Source organism: Roseicyclus amphidinii, assembly GCF_030163755.1.
GTDB lineage: Bacteria > Pseudomonadota > Alphaproteobacteria > Rhodobacterales > Rhodobacteraceae > Roseicyclus > Roseicyclus amphidinii.
Window position 1 is genome coordinate 17,653 of record NZ_JASJOE010000026.1, and the last position, 17,066, is coordinate 34,718.

Genomic DNA, 17,066 nt, shown 5'->3' on the forward strand with positions numbered 1-17,066 from the left:
GCGACACCTCATGTGCACCGCGGTCTGAGGGGGATCCTGATCATGGACGACGCTCACCCCGAATGGGGTCCGTTCGGCGTGCCGCTGTTCGACGGCCCCGAGGCGCAGGCGCTGGCGCGCGTGGGCGTGATCGACATCGGATCGAACTCGGTCCGGATGGTGATCTTCGACGGCGCGGCGCGCAGCCCGGCCTATTTCTTCAACGAGAAGATCCTGTGCGGTCTCGGCATCGGCTTTGCCGAAACCGGCTGCCTGAACCCCGAGGGCAAGGCGCGCGCGCTGGCCGCGCTGCGCCGTTTCGCCCGGCTGGCCGAAGCGGCCGAGGTATCGCCCCTGCTGGCGGTGGCCACGGCGGCGGTGCGCGATGCCGAGGACGGGCCCGCGTTCCGCGACCAGGTGCGCGCCGAGACGGGGCTGGAGATCCGGGTGATCGACGGCGCCGAGGAGGCGCGGCTGTCGGCGCAGGGCGTGTTGCTGGGCTGGCCGGGGGCCGAGGGGCTGATCTGCGACATCGGCGGCTCGTCGATGGAATTGGCCGAACTGATGGGCGGCGGCGCGGTCGGACGGCGCGCGACCTCGGGGCTGGGGCCGCTCAAGCTGATGGGCATGCCCGGCGGCAAGAAGGCGCTGCGCGCCCATATCAAGGCCGAGGTGGCGAAGCTGGCCGACGGTTTCGGCGCGGATATCCCCGAAGGGCTGTTCCTTGTCGGGGGCTCGTGGCGGGCCATCGCGCGCATCGACATGGAGCGGCGCGGTTACCCGCTCAAGGTGCTGCACGAATACCGCATGACGCCCAAGGGCATCCTCGACACGATCAAGTATATCGGCAAATCCGACATCGAGGCGCTGCGCGCGCAGACCGGCACCAGCGCCGAACGGATGCGGCTCGTGCCGCATGCCGCCGAGGTGCTGAAGGTTCTGGTGCGGCAGCTGAAGCCGAAGGAAATCGCCGTCTCCTCCTACGGGATCCGCGAGGGGCTGCTCTACGAGCAGATGTCCGAGACGCTCAAGGCGCGCGACCCGTTGATCGAGGCCGCCCGCCATTCCGAGGCGCAATATGCAAGGATGCCCGGCTTCGGCCGGCAGCTCTACCGCTTCGTCGAGCCGCTGTTCCCCCGCGCGCGGGAGGACAGGAAGCGCCTGATCCGCGCGGCCTGCCTGCTGCATGACGTCAGTTGGCGCGCGCATCCCGATTACCGCGCCGAGGTCTGTTTCGACAACGCCACCCGCGCCAATCTTGGCGGCATGACCCATGCCGAGCGCGTGTTCCTTGGCCTTGCGCTGCTGCATCGCTACAAGGGCAACCGCGACGGCACGGGGTTCGACACCTCGCTGCTGAAGCTCCTGCCCGAGGCGCAGGTGATCGAGGCCGAGACGCTGGGCCGCGCGATGCGCTTCGGCGCGATGTTCGCCGTCGCCAACCCCTCCGAGCATGGCACGCTGACCTTCCGTCCGAAGCGGCGCGAGTTGATCCTGACGCTGCACACCGATGCCGGGCGCGACCTGTTCGGCGAGGTCGCGCAGGCGCGCTTCAAGGCGTTGGCCGCGGCGATGGGGGTCGAGCCGCTGGTCGAGGGCGCAACCGAGGCCGGCACCGCCCGGCGGTAGAGTTTCCCGCCATGGCGCAGGCCGGTGCATCGGTCCAGTCTTTCCGCATCGCCGCCCCGTCTGGCCCTGTCCCGAGGGGCGCGGCCATGCCCTGCCGCGATGCGCTCGCTCTCTCCCTCGTGGCGCGTGCGGCCGCGTGGGTCATGGTGCGCCCGTCCCCCTCCGGGCCGCGCGGGGCGGCGTGATCCGCCTTGCTCGGCCACGGGTGGTGCCGCGGGCTCCCGCCAGGGCGACGGGTGGCCCCGGTCCGCTCAGGCGCGGCTTGTGAGGCGTTTTCCTTTGGCGTATGCGTCCTGCGACGCCACACTTGCCAGAGGGAACGCGCCCCATGCGCCTCAGCCGCTATTTCCTGCCCGTCCTGAAGGAAACGCCCTCCGAGGCGCAGATCGTCAGCCACCGGCTGATGCTGCGCGCGGGGATGATCAAGCAGGCTTCGGCCGGGATCTATTCCTGGCTGCCGCTGGGCTACAAGGTGCTCAAGCGCATCGAGCAGATCGTCCACGAGGAACAGATCCGCGCCGGTCACCTGCCCATGCTGATGCCGGTGATCCAGTCCGCGGACCTGTGGCGCGAGAGCGGGCGGTATGACGCCTACGGCGCCGAGATGCTGCGCATCAAGGACCGGCACGAGCGCGACATGCTGTTCACGCCGACGGCGGAAGAGCTGATCACCGACATCTTCCGCGCGCATGTGACCAGCTACAAGGATCTGCCGCTGACGATGTACCAGATCCAGTGGAAGTTCCGCGACGAGATCCGCCCGCGCTTCGGCGTGATGCGGGGGCGCGAGTTCTACATGAAGGACGGCTACAACTTCGACCTGACCAAGGAAGACGCGCTTCACGCCTACAACCGGCACCTCGTGAGCTACCTGCGCACCTACGAGCGGATGGGCCTGCAGGCCATCCCGATGCGCGCGGATTCGGGGCCGATCGGGGGCGACGACACCCATGAATTCCTCGTGCTGGCCGAGACCGGCGAGAGCGAGGTGTTCTACGACAGCGAGATCACGGACCTGAAGTTCGGGGATCGGGAGATCGACTATGATTCCCGTGAGCAGTGCCAGTCCGTGCTGGAGGAGTTCACGTCCCGCTACGCCCGCACCGACGAGACCCACGACGCGGAGCTCTTCGCCCGCATCCCGCAGGAGCGCCAGCGCGTCGCCCGCGGCATCGAGGTGGGGCAGATCTTCTACTTCGGCACCAAGTATTCCGAGGCGATGGGGGCGCTTGTCGACGACGGCAAGGGCGGCCGGGTGCCGGTTCACATGGGCTCGCACGGGATCGGGGTAAGCCGCCTCGTGGGCGCGATCATCGAGGCGTCGCATGATGACAACGGCATCATCTGGCCCGAGGGGGTGACGCCCTTCCACGTGGGCATCGTGAACCTGAAACAGGGCGACGCCGCCTGTGATGCGGCCTGCGAGGATCTTTACAAGGCGTTCATGTCCAAGGGGTTGGAGCCGCTCTACGACGACCGCAGCGAACGCGCGGGGGCGAAATTCGCCACCATGGACCTGGTCGGCCTGCCGTGGCGGATCACGGTCGGCCCGCGCGGCCTTGCCGCGGGCAAGGTCGAGCTGACGAGCCGCCGCACCGGCGAAAGCGAGGAAATGTCGCCGGAGGCGGCGCTGGCGCGCGTGGCCGAGATCTACGCCCCCCACATGGCGTGACGCGCATCGCGTGAACGGGCGGCCGGGCGCAGCCCGGCCTGCGGGATGCGAATTTTCGTACGAAAATTCGCACCGGTGCCGCGCAGGCGGCGCGCCCCCGGCCCAAGGGATTTCGGTTCGAAATCCGCCGCGCGCTACAGCTCCACCTCGCCGCCTTCGCCGATCTCCGGCAGGGGCTCGATGGGTGGCGCATCCTCGCTGCGCCGGATCAGGATATCACCGTTCGGCAGCCGTTCGGGCAGCTCGTAATGGCCCAGGTCATCGACCAGCTCGCCCATCCGCTCCAGCATCGGCAGGACTTCGTCTTCGAAGAACGGCCGCGCCTCGTCGAGCAGCGGGCGCATCTCGTCCATCAGCCCCTCGAGGATCATCCGCGTCCCTTCACCCAGAAGGTCGAACCCGTCGCGCAGGTCCTCGCCCTCCTCCTGCGCCACCCCAGGCGTGGCAAGGCCCAGCATCAGCACCGTCAGCATCACCTGTCTCATGGCTGTCCTCCTCCATGGTCCCGGGGCGGACATAGGCACGCGCGCCCCCCGTTTCACCCCCTTGCCTGCAGGTCCAGCGTCACCGGGAAATGGTCCGAGGCGGCCAGCAACGCGTCGCGCAGCCCCTCGTCCTCCCAGCATCCGGGGTCCTCGAACGGGTGCCAGACCCGCCAGCGCCGCGCCGCGCCGCGCAGGTCGGGCGAGACGAAGATGTAATCGAGCAGCGCCGAGAGATACCGCCCCTCAGACGCGATGTAGAAGCGCGCCGTGGTGGGGGCGGCCACGATCCGCCGCTCCAGCGCCTTGGCGGCATGGGGGTCGAACATCAGCCCGCCGTCGCCATCCCCCCAGCCCATCACGATCTCGACCCCCGAGCGGCCGAACAGTTCCTCGTAGACGTCGAGGCCGGGGCCGTCGTTGAGGTCGCCCAGCACGATCAGCGGCGTGCCCTCGGCAAGGTGCGCCTCGATCCGGCGGCGCAGCCAGATGCATTGCGCCAACTGCTTGCGCCGGTTGGCGATGGCGATCTTCATCGCGTGATCGGCGTCGCGCGCCCCGTGCGGTGCCTTTGATTTCACATGCACCCCGATCATCCGCATCGGCCCCAGCGGCGTCTCCAGCCGCATCTCGAGCGGCGGTTTCGAGAAGACCACGACATCTTCTGTCGCGTCGACATCGAGGTCGATCCGCAATTGCCCGTCGAAGCGCGGCGCACCCAGCTCGACCGGGTCATGCCGCGCCGTGATCACGTCGGGATCGTGGAGCAGCATCAGCTCCTGCTGGGTGTCGTTGGCGAAGCCGAAACAGACCTCGCGCGCCCGGATGCCCGCGGCACGCGCGAAATTCGCCAGCGCCACGGCCCCGTTGCGGTGCCGCGAGATGTCGGGTGCCTCCACCACCATGACCGCATCGGCATCCATCGTGCGGAAGACGGTGGTCAGCGCCTCGAGCTGTTCGCGCCGCGTGATGCCCTGCCGCGCCGACCACTGGTTGTCCGACAGAAGCCGCCCGTCGTCATCGAAGAGCGCGTGGAACCATTCCACGTTATAGGCCGCGATCCTGAGCGTCCGCGCGGCCACCCGCTCAGGCCCGTTCGGCCGCGCGGGCCGAGATCTCTTCCCACGCCCGGTTCACGGCGACCAGCCGGTGCTCGGCCAGCTTCACCGCCTCTTCCGGCACGCCGCGCGCCAGCATCCGGTCGGGGTGCGTCGCGCGCACCTCGGCCTTCCAGGCGGCGCGGATCTCGGACATCGGCGCGTCCGGCGCCACGCCCAGCACGGTCCAGGGGTCGGGTGCTGTCCCCTCGACCCAGCGCGCGCGGATGCGGCGAAAGCCCACCTCGCCCATGCCGAAGATCTCGGCCACGCGGGCAAGGAAGGCATCCTCGGCAGGGTGGTATTCGCCATCGGCCGTGGCGATGTGAAAGAGCCCCTCCATCAGGTCGCACAGCACGCTGTCCGCGCCGCAGGGCGTACCCTCGGCCCGGAACATCCGCGCGATGCGCGCGGCGTAATCCTCGAACCCCGCCACGTCCTCGCGCGCGAGGTTGAAGACCCGCGCCGCCGCGCGCTCCTCTTCGGGGGGGATGTGGAACACCTGCCGGAAGGCGGTCACCTCGTCACGGGTGACAAGGCCGTCGGCCTTGGCCATCTTGGCCGACAGCGCGATCACCGCGATGGTGAAGGCGACCGAGCGTTCGGGCGGCGCGCGCAGGCGGTCGAACACCGCCGACAGCCCCTCGCCCTTGGCGAGTGCAGCGAGGGCCTCGGTGATGCGGGTCCAGAGCGACATGGGGCGAAAGCCTATCGGAAACGCCCCGGGAATGTCAGGGGAAACCGGCCCCGCTCACAGCATTTTCTGCATCAGCACAAGGTCGTGCCAGCGCCCGAACTTCCAGCCCACCTCCGGCAGGCGCGCGATCTGCCGGTAGCCCAAGGCGGCATGAAAGGCGGCCCCGCCCGCGTTCTCGCCCGCCACGCCCGCGATCATCGAATGCATCCCCGCGGCCCTTGCGTGATCCTCGGCCGCCGCCATCAGCGCCCGCCCGATCCCGCGGCCCCGCGCAGCTTCCGCCACATGCACCGAATGCTCGACCGTGAAGGCGTAACCCGGCCCGCCGCGGAACTGGACATAGGTGATGAAGCCCTGCACCCCGCCGTCCTCGGCCACGAGAAAGGGCTGCCCCTCCATCTGCGTGGCCAACACCTCGGGCATCTTCTCGGCGGTGGTGAAGGTCTGCGTCGTCTCGCGGATCACCCGGTTCCAGATCGTGCAGATCGCGCCCGCATCCTCGGGCCGGGCGGGGCGGATCACAGCAGCACCTCGCCCCCCGGCGTGGCGATGCGCGCCTCCATCCGGGGCGACGGGCCGTCCACCACCTCCACCCGCGGATCGTCGATCAGCGCCGACAGGGCGGCGCGCAGGGCAGGGGCCTCGGGCGAGACCAGCCGCAAGCCCGCCAACCGTGCGCCCACATCCGTCAGCCGCGGGGCAGGGTGGGCCGCGCCCTCCCATTCGATCAGCGCCGGGAAAAGCCCGCCGAAGGGCAGTTTGCCGTCGCGCGGCACCGCCATCCGCCAGCGCAGATCGCCCCGCGCCAGCGACCAGGGCACGCCGGTGCCCTCGGGCGAGGCGGCCAGCGCCGCCTCCAGGTCGTCGCAGCGGCAGATCCATGTGGTCGCCCGCGTCGCACCGCTGAAACTGTCCAGGTCGAACCACCGCGGCTGCGCGGGCGCGGTGCCCTCGGGGTCCACCGCGATCACCTCGAGATACTCGGCCCCCAGCCCCATCAGCCGGTTATGCGTGCCCATCGCCGCATGTTGCCCGCCCGGCTGCAAGGGCAGACCGAGCGCGCGCTCCACCGTCTCGGCCCCCTCGGCCAGCCGTTCCGCGCAAACCGCGATATGATCGAGTGTCAGCATCCTGTCGCCCCTTGCCCCTGTCCCGTCGCGCCCGGCCTTGCGCCGCGGGCACAGGCCCTATTCAGTCCGCCCCATGTCCGACGTCAAGAGCGCCCTCCGCCAGACCGCCTATGCCGCCCGAAAGGCGGCCTTCGCCGCGCGGGTCGACACCGGAGCGGTCGCCGCCGCCACCGCGCATCTCCTGGCCGAGATCGGCCCCCCCGCGGGCCGCATCATCACGGGCTACATGCCGATCCGGACCGAGCTCGACCCGCTGCCGGCCATGACGGCGCTGCACGGACAAGGCGCGCGCCTCGCCGTGCCGGTCATCGCGGGCAAGGGCCAGCCCCTCGACTTCCGCGAATGGGTGCCCGGCTGCGCGCTGACCGAAGGCCCCTTCGGTGCGATGATCCCCGAGCGCGGCGACTGGCTGACGCCCGACACGCTGATCGTGCCGCTGGTGGGGTTCGACGCCGCCTGCAACCGGCTGGGCTACGGCGGCGGCTTCTACGACCGCACGCTTGCGCGGCTTTCGGCGCTTGGCCCGACGCGGGCCATAGGCTTCGCCTTTGCAGCGCAGGAACTGCCGCCCCTGCCGGTGGAGCCGACCGACATCGCCCTCGACGCCATCGTGACCGAGGCGGGCGTTATCCGCCCCTGACAGATTTCCACCTTGCCCCGCGGCGCGCCGCGACCTAATCCGGACCCATGCGTATCCTTTTCCTCGGCGATGTGATGGGCCGCGCGGGCCGCGCCGCGATCACCGACCGCCTGCCGAAACTCCGCTCCGACTGGCGCCTCGATTTCGTCGTGGTGAACGGCGAGAACGCGACCGCGGGCGCGGGGCTTTCGGCGGCCCATGCGCAAGCGATCCTCGAGGCGGGGGCCGATTGCATCACGCTCGGCGATCACGCCTTCGACCAGCGCGAGATGCTGCAATTCATCGGGCAGGAGCCGCGCATCCTGCGGCCGCTGAACTTCGCCAAGGACGCGCCGGGCGCGGGCGCGCGGGTCTTCAAGGCGACGCAGGGTCGGCAGGTGCTGGTGACGCAGGCGCTGGGGCAGGTCTTCATGAAGCGGCCCTTCGACGACCCGTTCTCGGCGCTGGACGCGACGCTCAGGAAATACCCCCGCGGCGGCACGGTGCAGGCGGCACTCGTGGATATCCATGCCGAGGCGACCTCGGAAAAGATGGCCACCGGCCATTTCTGCGACGGCCGCGCCTCGATCGTCGTGGGCACCCACACCCATGTGCCGACGGCGGATGCGATGATCCTGCCGGGCGGCGCCGCCTACATGACCGATGCGGGCATGTGCGGCGATTACCATTCCGTCATCGGCATGGAAAAATCCGAGCCGATGCGCCGCTTCATCACCGGCATGCCGAAAGAGCGGTTCACGCCCGCGAACGGCCCGGCCACCCTCTCGGGCCTCTACGTGGAAACCGACGACCGCACCGGGGCCGCGACGCTTGTGCGCCCCGTCCGCACCGGCGGCGCGCTCCTGCCCGAAGGGCCCGTGGATGCGGCGTGACTGGGCGACCTATGTCGCCATCCTGATCTTCTGCGGCGCGGCCTGGGGCATCACCCAGCCCTTCGCCAAGATCGCCGTCTCCGAGGGCTACCGCCATTTCGGCATCATCTTCTGGCAATTCGCCATCGGCGGAGCCGTGCTCGCCGCGCTGAACGCGGCCCGCGGCCGCCCCTTGCCCCGAGAACCGCGCCATGTCGCGTTTTACACGATCATCGCGCTGATCGGCACGCTCCTGCCCAATTCGGCCAGCTACACCGCCGCGATCCACCTGCCTTCGGGCATCCTGTCGATCGTGCTGTCGCTGATCCCGATGATCGCCTTTCCCATCGCGCTGGCTCTGGGGATGGACCGCTTCTCGATCCTGCGGCTGGTGGGGCTGCTGCTGGGGCTTTGCGCGATCCTGATGATCGTGCTGCCCGAGGCCAGCCTGCCCGACCGCGCGATGGTCTGGTGGATCCCCATGGCGCTGATCGCGCCGACCTTCTACGCGGTGGAGGGCAATTTCGTCGCCCGCTACGGAACCGAGGGGCTGGACGCGGTGCAGGTGCTGCTGGGGGCCTCGGTCGTCGGCGCGATCCTTGCCGCGCCGCTGGCGGTGATGACGGGGCAGTTCATCTCGCCGCTGCCGCCCTGGGGGGCACCCGATCTCGCCATTCTCGGCTCGTCGCTGGCGCATGTGATGGCCTACACGCTCTATGTCTGGCTGGTGACGCGGGCGGGCTCGGTCTTTGCGGCGCAGGTCTCGTATCTCGTGACGGGCTTCGGCATTCTCTGGGCCAAGCTGATCCTCGGCGAAAGCTATTCCCCCTGGGTCTGGGGCGCGCTGATGCTGATGCTGGCGGGCCTTGCGCTGGTGCAGCCGCGCAAACCGGCCGAGCCGCAACCGGTGGCGTGACCGTCGGACCGGTGGTGTCGAAGCCTTCGGCTCCGACCCGGCGGCGCAGCGCGTCGGGCCCCGTTGGGGCCGCTCCTTGCTGCGCTGGGGCCGGTGGCCTAGAATTTTCGTACGAAAATTCACGCTTGGAACCAGAATTTTCGTATGAAAATTCATAAGCGTAATGCGAATTTTCGTACGAAAATTCACGCCCGACGCGGTCCCGCCAGGCAGCGCGGGCCCGGGCGACGCCCGGACCCGCCGCGGGCCTCAGGCCTCGGCCAGCATCCCCGCGATCTCGTCCTTCAGCGCCATGCGCTCCTTGCGCATCTTCGTCTCGGTGAAGTCATCGACCGGTTCCACCCCGGTCTCGGCGCGATGCACCGCGCGGTTCACCTCGTGATAGGCGTCCATCAACTTGGCGAAATGCGGGTTCGACACCTTCAATGCGTGGATCTTGTCCACCTCCTGCGGAAATTCCGCGGCCAGCTCATGCGGTGTATGTGACATGGGTGTCTCCTTCCTCGCTCCTGTCGGTCGAGATCGAGACTAGGATGCCGCGCCCCCCGCGGGCCTTGAGCCAGATCAATCGCGGCGCGCTTTGCGCAGGGATCGGTCAGCGGATCATTCCGCCGCCTGCCGCCGTGCCCCGCGCCACGCGGCGGTGAGGGCCTCGGGGCTGAGCACATGGGCCAGCGGGGCGGTGTCGAAATCCTCGGGCTCGACCTCGCCGAGGCGGCCGGGGAAGGCCAGCACCGGAAGCCCCGCGCGCCGGGCCGCCTCGAGGGCGGCGACCGTGTCGACCACCGCGACCGCGCGCCCCGGCCCGATGCCGAGCTCGGTCACCGCGGCCACCATCGCCTCGGGATGCGGGGCGAGGCGCTCGACGTCGTCGCGCAGGATCGCCACGTCGAAGGAGGTGCCGCCGCGTTCGCGCGCCGTCGCCTTAAGCAGCGCCCGCACGGGTTCGGGTTCGGATCGGCTGACCATCGCCAGTTTCACGCCGCCGCGGGCGGCCCAGTTCATCACCCGCGCCACGCCCGGCCGCAGCGGAACGCCTCCGGCCAGCATCGTGGCGAACTGCTTCTGGTGGGTGCGGTCCAGTGCTTCGGCATCCACCACCATGTCCATATGCGCGGCATAGCGCGCCGCTAGCTGTCTGTCGCCGCCGGGGCGCATCAGCTCGGCATAGGTGTCCCAGGACCAGTCCCAGCCGATGCCATGGGCGCGAAAGGCCGCATTCCACGCCGCGCGGTCCAGCTCGGCCACCTCGGCCAATGTGCCGATCCCGCCAAAGATCAAAGCTTCCAGTGTCATCGCAACCCCTCCGCCCCCCGATGGGAGCAGGCCGGAGTGCAACGAACAACCGCGCCACGCCGGATGCTGCGATGCGGCGCAACGCTTTGGCCCCGGCCTGTGCGGCGCGGTGCATCCCTGCACAATTCTCAGGCGAAACGAAAAGGGTTAATTCAAGCGCCGGGCGCATCCGGCGGTGGCGTGACGGCGCGCTTGCGCCGCGCCTCGCGCCAGGTCACCAGCGTGATCGCGGCGATGATCATCGCGCCACCGGCCATGACGAAGCCGTCGGCCGGTTCGCCGAAGATCACCACGCCCAGCAGAGTGGCCCACACGAGCTGCAGGAAGGTGACGGGCTGGGTCACCGTCAGCGGTGCCGCGGCGAAGGCGAGTGTCATCGTGTAGTGCCCCGCGGTGGCGAAGGCCGCGGTCAGCGCCAGCCAGCCCAGTTCGGACCAGCCGATCGGCACCCAGACCGCCCAGGCGACAGGCGCAAGGATCACAGGCACCACGACCGACAGCATGAAGACCACGACCTGCGGCCTTGCGCGGCCCGAGAGCACCTTGGCCATGAAATAGCTGCCCGCCATGAAGACCGCGGTGAAGAGCATCGCAAGATGGCCGATGTCGACCTCGCGGAAGCCGGGCCGCACGATCACCAGCGTGCCGAGGAAGGCCACGCCCACAGCCCCGATCCGCCACGGTCCGAGGCGTTCCTTCAGAAGAACGACGGCCAGCAGCATGACGTAGATCGGGTTGAGGTAGTTCAGCGCGGTGACATCCGCGATGGGGATGCGGGCCATCGCGTAGAACCACAGGATCACCGCGACCGCGTGACAGACCCCGCGCAACCCGAACAGGCCCCATGTCCGCGCATCGAGCGCGGCGGCGCGCACCGCGGGCCACATCGGGATCAGGAACACCAGCCCCAGCGCATAGCGCAGGAAGGCCGATTGCGCGGCGGGCACCCCGGTGCCGACCATCTTCACGCTTGCGGTGACCGCGACGAAGCACAGGCCCGTGACGATCATCCAGACAACGCCCGCGACGGGCCGCGCCGCTGGATCGGCGGTCGGCGCTGCGGCGGGTCTCATGTCGGGGCTCGTGTCGGGGGCGGGGGCCATGCGCAAGGCATGGCGCAGCGTGGCGGGACTGTCCAGCGGCCTCAGCCGCCGAGTGCCAGCTTCCCGGCCAGCGCCAGCATCGTCAGCCCGACGACACCATCCAGCACCCGCCAGGCCGCGGGCCGCGCGAAGAGCGGGGCCAGCGCCCGCGCGCCGTAGCCCAGCAGCACGAAGAACAGGACCGAGGCCGACAGCGCCCCCGCCCCGAACAGCCAGCGCCCCGGCCCGTAGGTCGTCGCCACCGCGCCGATCAGGCCGACCGTGTCGAGGTAGACATGCGGATTGGCCCAGGTCAGCGCGAGCGTCGTGGCGATGGCGGCGCGCAGGCCCTGCTCGGCGGGCCCGCCCGCCTCCAGCGCCTCGGTCGCGGCCCATGCCGCCCAGAGGCTTTTCGCGCCATAGCCCAGAAGGAACGCCACCCCCGCCCAACGCATCGCCCCGATCGCCCAGGGCGCGGCCTCGGCCAGCGCGCCGAACCCGGCGACGCCCGCGAAGATCAGCAGGCCCTCGGAGAGGCAGCACACCGCGACCACCGCGCCCACATGCGCCCGCCGCAGCCCCTGCCGCAGGACGAAGGCATTCTGCGCCCCGATGGCGAGGATCAGGCTGAACGACAGGGCGAAGCCCGCGGCGAAAGCGGCGCTCATGCGGTGCCCGGTCGGGTGGCGTCACGCCGGGGGGCGGGCTGCATCAGGGCAGGTAGCGCGTGGGGTTCACCGCCTCGAAGCCGCGCCGGACCTCGAAATGCAGGAAGGACGGGTCGCCCGGACCCACCTCGGCGAGGGTCTGGCCCTGGCTCACGCGGTCCCCGCGCGAGACGGCGATGTTGCGGATATTGGCATAGACCGTCAGCAAGCCGTCGGGGTGGCGCACGACAAGGATCGGGATCTGGTCGGTGTCCTGCGTGATCGCCGCGACCTCGCCATCGGCGGCGGCGCGCACCGCCGTGCCGGTGGCGGCCGCGATGTCGATGCCCTCGTTGCCGCTGCCATAGGGGCGGATGATGTTGCCCTGCACCGGATAGGCGAAGCGCGCGCTGCTGGCGGCGGGGGCCGGGGTCTCGGCTGCGGGCGCGGGCGCGGGAGCAGGGGAAGGGGCAGGGGCGGGAGCAGGGGCCTGCGTGCCCTGCGGCGGCAGGGCCGCGGTTTCGATGCGATCGGGCAGCGGCGCCGCCGCCGAGGGCGGCAGGGGCGCGACGCTGGTGCCCGGCGCGGTGCCGCCCGTCGCCTCGGCCTCTTCGATGATGATCGGGATGATCAGGTATTGCCCCTCGCGCACGGCAAGATCGGGGCCGAGCCCGTTCCACTCGGCCAGCGCCCGCACCGACACGCCGTAGAGCCGCGAGATGGAATAGGCGGTCTCGCCGCGGCTGACGCGGTGGCGCACGGGCTCCTGCCCCGGTTGCAGGGCGGGGCCGGTGGTGCCTGTGCCTGCGCCGGTCCCGCTGGCGGGCGTCTGCCGGGCCTCTGCCGCGTCGATGGCCCCCGAGGCGATGGCGGCGATATCGGTTCCCGCGCCGCGGGCCGTGCCCCCCGCGGGCGTCACCCGCCGCGGCAGCGCGAGGATTTCGCCGGGGCGCAAGGGTTCGGCCGGATCGCGGCCGTTGAACCGCGCCAGCTCGGCCGGTTCCGCGCCCACGCGGGTGGCGACATCGGCCACGGTGTCGCCACGGCGGGCGACGGCCATCTGGTAGCTCTCGTAGGTGATCAGCCCGTTGGCGTCGGGCTCGGGGCGGGGCGCGGCCTCACCGGCGCCGCGTGTCGAGATGCGGTCGGGGCGCATGTCGAACTCGAAGTCCGACGCCACGCAGCCGGCAAGGGCCGAAAGGCAAAGGCCAAGGGCCAGGAGCTTGGGCGCAGGCATCATCGCTCGTATCTTCCTCAACTGCTCCGGCAGGTGGTGCCGGTCCCGCATCTGTCATCGCCCCTTGTGCCGGGCTCCGGGTGATCCGGGATGTTCTACATCGAAACCGCCCAGCGGATAAAGCCCTGCGGCGGGGTTTCGCCACCCCGGACCCGACCGGCCCGGCGGGGCCGATCAGTCGCGCGGCAGCCCGTCGACCAGCGGCACGAAGCGCACCGGCAGCAACTCGTCATACTCGAAGCCCGAGCCATCGGCGCGGCGCGTCACCTTGATCAGGCTTTGCACCTGGTCCGACTGCCCCACCGGCACCACCATCACACCGCCCGGCTTGAGTTGTCGCAACAGCGGCCCCGGCGGATCCTCGGCCGCCGCCGTGACGAGAATCCGGTCGAAGGGCCCCTGTTCGGGCAGGCCGAAACTGCCGTCGCCGGTCAGCACGGTGATGTTGGTCAGCCCCAGCCGGGTGAAGCGCACCTCGGCCTCGCGGGTGAGAGTCCGGTGCCGGTCGATGGTGTAGACCCGCCGCGCCAGCTGGCCCAGGATCGCGGCCTGGTAGCCCGAGCCGGTCCCGATCTCGAGCACCGTGTCGCGCGGCTGCACGGCCAGGGCCTGTGTCATCAGCCCCACGACCGAGGGCTGGCTGATCGTCTGCCCCGAGGCGATGGGCAGCGGCATGTCCTCGTAGGCGCGCGCCTCGAAATGGCCCTTCACGAAGTCGCCGCGGTCGATCCGTTCCATCGCCTCGAGCACCCGCAGGTCCGTGACCCCCTTCGAGCGCAGCTGGAAGAGGAACTGCATCTTGCGGGTGGCCTCGTCCTCGGGGGTCATTCGATGGCGGTCCTCAGGGCCTCCAGCCGGTCATGCGCGGTCAGGTCGGCGCGCATCGGCGTGACCGAGATATAGCCCTCGAGGTTCGCGTGGGCATCGCTGCCCGGCTCGGTCGCCACGTCCTGCCGCCCGCCGCGGATCCACAGGAAGCGCCGCCCGTTGGGGGCGGTCTGCGGCTCGACCCCGAATTTCGTCTCGCGCCGGAACCCCTGCGCGGTGACGCGCGTGCCCTTCACGCCTGCGGCGGGGACGGGCGGGAAATTGACGTTGTAGAAGACGCGGTAATCGGTCTGGTCCCAATGTCCGTTGTCCAGAAGCTTGCGGATCAGACCCGCGCCATGCTCGGCGGCGGCCTCGAAGCTGTTCTCCAGCGTCAGGTTGCCCGGCCCGTAATACTGCGACAGCGCAATGGCCGGCAGGCCCTGCAAAGCGGCCTCCATCGCGCCGCCGATGGTGCCGGAATACAGCACGTTCTCGGCGGCATTGTTGCCGCGGTTCACCCCCGACAGGACAAGGTCGGGCGGGCTGTCGGCCAGCACGTCGTAAAGCCCCGCCAGCACGCAATCGGCGGGCGAGCCTTCGGCGGCGAAGCGGCGGGGGCCAAGCTCGGCGATCATGGTGGGATGGACGTAGGAAATGCAGTGCCCGACGCCCGACTGCTCGAAGGCGGGGGCGACCGTCCAGACCTCACCCTCCGGGCCCGCGATCTCGGCGGCGATGGCCTCGAGCACCTTGAGGCCCGGGGCGTTGATGCCGTCGTCGTTGGTCAGAAGGATGCGCATGGGATCTCCGGTCCGGTCAGGGTCCGGGCCGGTCTAGCGGCTGGGCCCCGGCGCGGCAATCCCCGCGGGCCGTCAGGCGCGGGCCTGCGTGACGGCGAGCCACAAGAGCACCGCCGCCCCAAGCCCCGCGGCGGCGGCGAAGACCGGCAGCGTCGCGGCATTGGCCACCACAACGCCGACCAGCGCCCAGCCCACGGCGATCGGGTAGGTCGGCACGCGCAGGTGCCGCGTCAGCGGCAGGGCGATGGCCAGCGCCAGCGCCAGCCCCGCCCAGCTGATGACCGGCGGGCTGGCCAGTCCGTAGCCCATCGCCACGGTCCCCAGCGCCACGCAGCTCGCCGCCGTCAGCCAGCCCGCGTAGAGGCCGACGGGCAGCGCGTTCCACGCCCGGTCGCGCTTCGGCGCGCGGACCAGCGCCCAGAGCGCGCCGATCAGCATGAGCCAGATCAGCAGCGTTGCGATCACCGGGTCGCGCAGGGCGATGGAGATCCAGGAGGCGCCGATGGCGATGCTGACGATCAGCCCCCAGCGGCCCGCGTCCCAATCCTGCGCGGTGTCGCGCCTGAACAGGCCATAGCCCGCGGACCCCAGGAGCCACAGGTAGATCACACCCCAGATCGAGAAGGCGTATCCCTCGGGCTGGATCGGCGGATCGTCAACGGGAACAGGCAGTTGCGCGGGATCGAAGCCGGTGAAGGGCTGCGTGATCAGGGGCGTGACCACGAAGGCGACGGTGGCCACGACCAGCAGCACCGCCTTGAGCTTGGCGGTGTCCCTGGGGTCGTCGGGCTGTTCGAGATCAGTCAAGATGTCCCTCGGGCGTGATGCGCGTCTTGCCCCCCATGTAGGGATGCAGCACCTGCGGGAGAAGGACCGAGCCGTCTTCCTGCTGCCCGTTCTCCAAGACCGCGATCAGGCAGCGGCCCACGGCAAGGCCCGAGCCGTTCAGCGTGTGCAGGAACTCGGGCTTGCCGCCGCCGGCGGGGCGGAAACGGGCGTTCATCCGCCGCGCCTGGAAGTCGCCGCAGGTCGAGACCGAGCTGATCTCGCGGTAGGTGTCCTGCCCCGGCAGCCAGGCTTCGATGTCATAGGTCCGCCGCGCGCCGAAGCCCATGTCGCCGGTGCAGAGAACGACGGTTCTGTAAGGAATTCCAAGGCGTTCAAGGATGCCCTCGGCGCAGCGCAACATGCGCTTCTGTTCGTCGTCCGAGTGGTCGGGATGGGTGATCGAGACCATCTCGACCTTCTCGAACTGGTGCTGTCTCAGCATGCCCGCGGTGTCGCGTCCGGCGCTGCCAGCTTCGCTGCGGAAGCACAGGGAATGGGCGGTGAAGCGGCGGGGAAGCTCGGCCTCGTCGAGGATCTCGCCTGCGACGATGTTGGTCAGCGTGACCTCGGAGGTGGGGATGAGCCACCAGCCGTTGGTCGTCTGGTAGCTGTCCTCGCCGAACTTGGGAAGCTGGCCGGTGCCGAACATGGTCTCATCGCGGACGAGGACGGGGCCGTTCACCTCGGTCAGACCGTTCTCAAGTGTATGAATATCCAGCATGAATTGCGCCAGCGCCCGGTGCAGTCGGGCCACCGCGCCCTGCATCACGACGAAGCGCGACCCCGACAGTTTCGCCGCCGTCCCGAAATCGAGGTCGCGGGAAACGCCAGCGATGTCAAAGTGTTCCTTCGGCGTGAAGTCGAAGCTGCGGGGCGTGCCCCAGCGGTTGATCTCGACGTTGTCGGCCTCGTCCGCGCCGTCGGGGATGTCGGCGTGGGGCAGGTTCGGGATGCCCGCGAGCAGGTCGCGGAGGGCGGCGTCCTTCTCCTTGGCCTCGTCCTCGAGGCGGGCGATTTCTTCTTTCTTTTCAGAGACAAGGGCGCGCAGGCGCTCGAACTCGGCCTCGTCCCCGCGGGCCTTGGCGGCGCCCACGTCCTTGGAGGCGGCGTTGCGCTCGGCCAGCGCCGCCTCGGCCCGCGAGATGCAGGCGCGGCGGGCCTCGTCGAGGGCGAGGATGGCAGGCGACAGGGGGTCGAGCCCCCGGCGGGCAAGGGCTGCGTCGAAGGCGTCGGGGGTCTCGCGGATGGCGCGGATGTCGTGCATCGGGGGCCT

At 70.2% G+C, this 17,066-nt stretch carries 19 protein-coding genes; 5 read left to right on the forward strand and 14 right to left on the reverse strand.

Going from position 1 to position 17,066, the window contains the following annotated elements:
* Positions 1 to 42: 42 nt before the first annotated feature.
* Both QQK83_RS10365 and proS read left to right on the forward strand, forming a co-directional pair.
* Positions 43 to 1,608, forward strand: coding sequence for a Ppx/GppA family phosphatase (locus tag QQK83_RS10365; protein WP_284263962.1), 1,566 nt, complete (start codon positions 43 to 45; stop codon positions 1,606 to 1,608).
* 328 nt (positions 1,609 to 1,936) lie between these two features.
* Positions 1,937 to 3,280 carry a proline--tRNA ligase gene (gene proS, locus QQK83_RS10370; RefSeq protein WP_284263964.1) on the forward strand — a complete coding sequence of 448 codons (1,344 nt, stop codon included), beginning with the start codon at positions 1,937 to 1,939 and terminating at the stop codon, positions 3,278 to 3,280.
* A 134-nt stretch (positions 3,281 to 3,414) separates the two neighbouring features.
* Here the strand turns inward: proS and QQK83_RS10375 are convergent, their stop codons facing one another.
* From QQK83_RS10375 to QQK83_RS10395, 5 genes are read right to left on the reverse strand one after another with little or no spacing between them, the layout of a single operon-like run.
* Positions 3,415 to 3,765 (reverse strand): hypothetical protein, encoded by a 351-nt coding sequence (locus QQK83_RS10375; protein WP_284263966.1) that lies wholly within the window; start codon positions 3,763 to 3,765, stop codon positions 3,415 to 3,417.
* A gap of 53 nt (positions 3,766 to 3,818) precedes the next feature.
* Positions 3,819 to 4,844 (reverse strand): endonuclease/exonuclease/phosphatase family protein, encoded by a 1,026-nt coding sequence (locus tag QQK83_RS10380; RefSeq protein WP_284263968.1) that lies wholly within the window; start codon positions 4,842 to 4,844, stop codon positions 3,819 to 3,821.
* A gap of 4 nt (positions 4,845 to 4,848) precedes the next feature.
* A complete protein-coding gene (locus QQK83_RS10385) occupies positions 4,849 to 5,556 on the reverse strand; it encodes a molecular chaperone DjiA (protein ID WP_284263970.1) in 708 nt (235 codons plus the stop codon).
* A gap of 54 nt (positions 5,557 to 5,610) precedes the next feature.
* A complete protein-coding gene (locus QQK83_RS10390) occupies positions 5,611 to 6,078 on the reverse strand; it encodes a GNAT family N-acetyltransferase (RefSeq protein ID WP_284263972.1) in 468 nt (155 codons plus the stop codon).
* Positions 6,075 to 6,686, reverse strand: coding sequence for a VOC family protein (locus QQK83_RS10395; protein WP_284263974.1), 612 nt, complete (start codon positions 6,684 to 6,686; stop codon positions 6,075 to 6,077). The genes QQK83_RS10390 and QQK83_RS10395 overlap by 4 nt, the downstream gene beginning before the upstream one ends.
* Before the next feature lie 73 nt (positions 6,687 to 6,759).
* Between QQK83_RS10395 and QQK83_RS10400 the strand changes: the two genes are divergently transcribed.
* Genes QQK83_RS10400 through QQK83_RS10410 form a run of 3 tightly spaced genes read left to right on the forward strand, consistent with a single transcriptional unit; the run spans position 6,760 to position 9,093 of the window.
* The gene (locus QQK83_RS10400; protein WP_284263975.1) at positions 6,760 to 7,326 is read left to right on the forward strand and encodes a 5-formyltetrahydrofolate cyclo-ligase; all 567 of its coding nucleotides are present in this window, start codon (positions 6,760 to 6,762) and stop codon (positions 7,324 to 7,326) included.
* 47 nt (positions 7,327 to 7,373) lie between these two features.
* Positions 7,374 to 8,198, forward strand: a complete 825-nt coding sequence (locus tag QQK83_RS10405; RefSeq protein ID WP_284263977.1) for a TIGR00282 family metallophosphoesterase — start codon at positions 7,374 to 7,376, stop codon at positions 8,196 to 8,198.
* Positions 8,188 to 9,093 carry a DMT family transporter gene (locus QQK83_RS10410; protein ID WP_284263980.1) on the forward strand — a complete coding sequence of 302 codons (906 nt, stop codon included), beginning with the start codon at positions 8,188 to 8,190 and terminating at the stop codon, positions 9,091 to 9,093. Before QQK83_RS10405 ends, QQK83_RS10410 begins: the two co-directional genes overlap by 11 nt.
* Before the next feature lie 249 nt (positions 9,094 to 9,342).
* Here the strand turns inward: QQK83_RS10410 and QQK83_RS10415 are convergent, their stop codons facing one another.
* From QQK83_RS10415 to serS, 9 genes are all read right to left on the reverse strand, one after another.
* Positions 9,343 to 9,582 (reverse strand): YdcH family protein, encoded by a 240-nt coding sequence (locus QQK83_RS10415; protein WP_284263981.1) that lies wholly within the window; start codon positions 9,580 to 9,582, stop codon positions 9,343 to 9,345.
* A gap of 114 nt (positions 9,583 to 9,696) precedes the next feature.
* Positions 9,697 to 10,389 carry an HAD family hydrolase gene (locus tag QQK83_RS10420; RefSeq protein ID WP_284263983.1) on the reverse strand — a complete coding sequence of 231 codons (693 nt, stop codon included), beginning with the start codon at positions 10,387 to 10,389 and terminating at the stop codon, positions 9,697 to 9,699.
* 152 nt (positions 10,390 to 10,541) lie between these two features.
* The gene (locus QQK83_RS10425) at positions 10,542 to 11,462 is read right to left on the reverse strand and encodes a DMT family transporter (protein WP_284263985.1); all 921 of its coding nucleotides are present in this window, start codon (positions 11,460 to 11,462) and stop codon (positions 10,542 to 10,544) included.
* Positions 11,463 to 11,533: 71 nt separating this feature from the next.
* Positions 11,534 to 12,139, reverse strand: a complete 606-nt coding sequence (locus tag QQK83_RS10430; RefSeq protein WP_284263987.1) for a LysE/ArgO family amino acid transporter — start codon at positions 12,137 to 12,139, stop codon at positions 11,534 to 11,536.
* A gap of 43 nt (positions 12,140 to 12,182) precedes the next feature.
* Complete coding sequence (locus QQK83_RS10435; RefSeq protein WP_417750345.1) at positions 12,183 to 13,358, reverse strand: peptidoglycan DD-metalloendopeptidase family protein; 1,176 nt, start codon at positions 13,356 to 13,358, stop codon at positions 12,183 to 12,185.
* A 171-nt stretch (positions 13,359 to 13,529) separates the two neighbouring features.
* The gene (locus QQK83_RS10440; protein WP_284263991.1) at positions 13,530 to 14,183 is read right to left on the reverse strand and encodes a protein-L-isoaspartate(D-aspartate) O-methyltransferase; all 654 of its coding nucleotides are present in this window, start codon (positions 14,181 to 14,183) and stop codon (positions 13,530 to 13,532) included.
* Positions 14,180 to 14,965 carry a 5'/3'-nucleotidase SurE gene (gene surE / locus QQK83_RS10445; RefSeq protein ID WP_284263993.1) on the reverse strand — a complete coding sequence of 262 codons (786 nt, stop codon included), beginning with the start codon at positions 14,963 to 14,965 and terminating at the stop codon, positions 14,180 to 14,182. Before surE ends, QQK83_RS10440 begins: the two co-directional genes overlap by 4 nt.
* A gap of 72 nt (positions 14,966 to 15,037) precedes the next feature.
* Positions 15,038 to 15,772, reverse strand: coding sequence for a tryptophan-rich sensory protein (locus QQK83_RS10450; protein WP_284263995.1), 735 nt, complete (start codon positions 15,770 to 15,772; stop codon positions 15,038 to 15,040).
* Positions 15,765 to 17,057 carry a serine--tRNA ligase gene (gene serS / locus QQK83_RS10455; protein ID WP_284263996.1) on the reverse strand — a complete coding sequence of 431 codons (1,293 nt, stop codon included), beginning with the start codon at positions 17,055 to 17,057 and terminating at the stop codon, positions 15,765 to 15,767. Before serS ends, QQK83_RS10450 begins: the two co-directional genes overlap by 8 nt.
* Between the last annotated feature and the right edge of the window lie 9 nt (positions 17,058 to 17,066).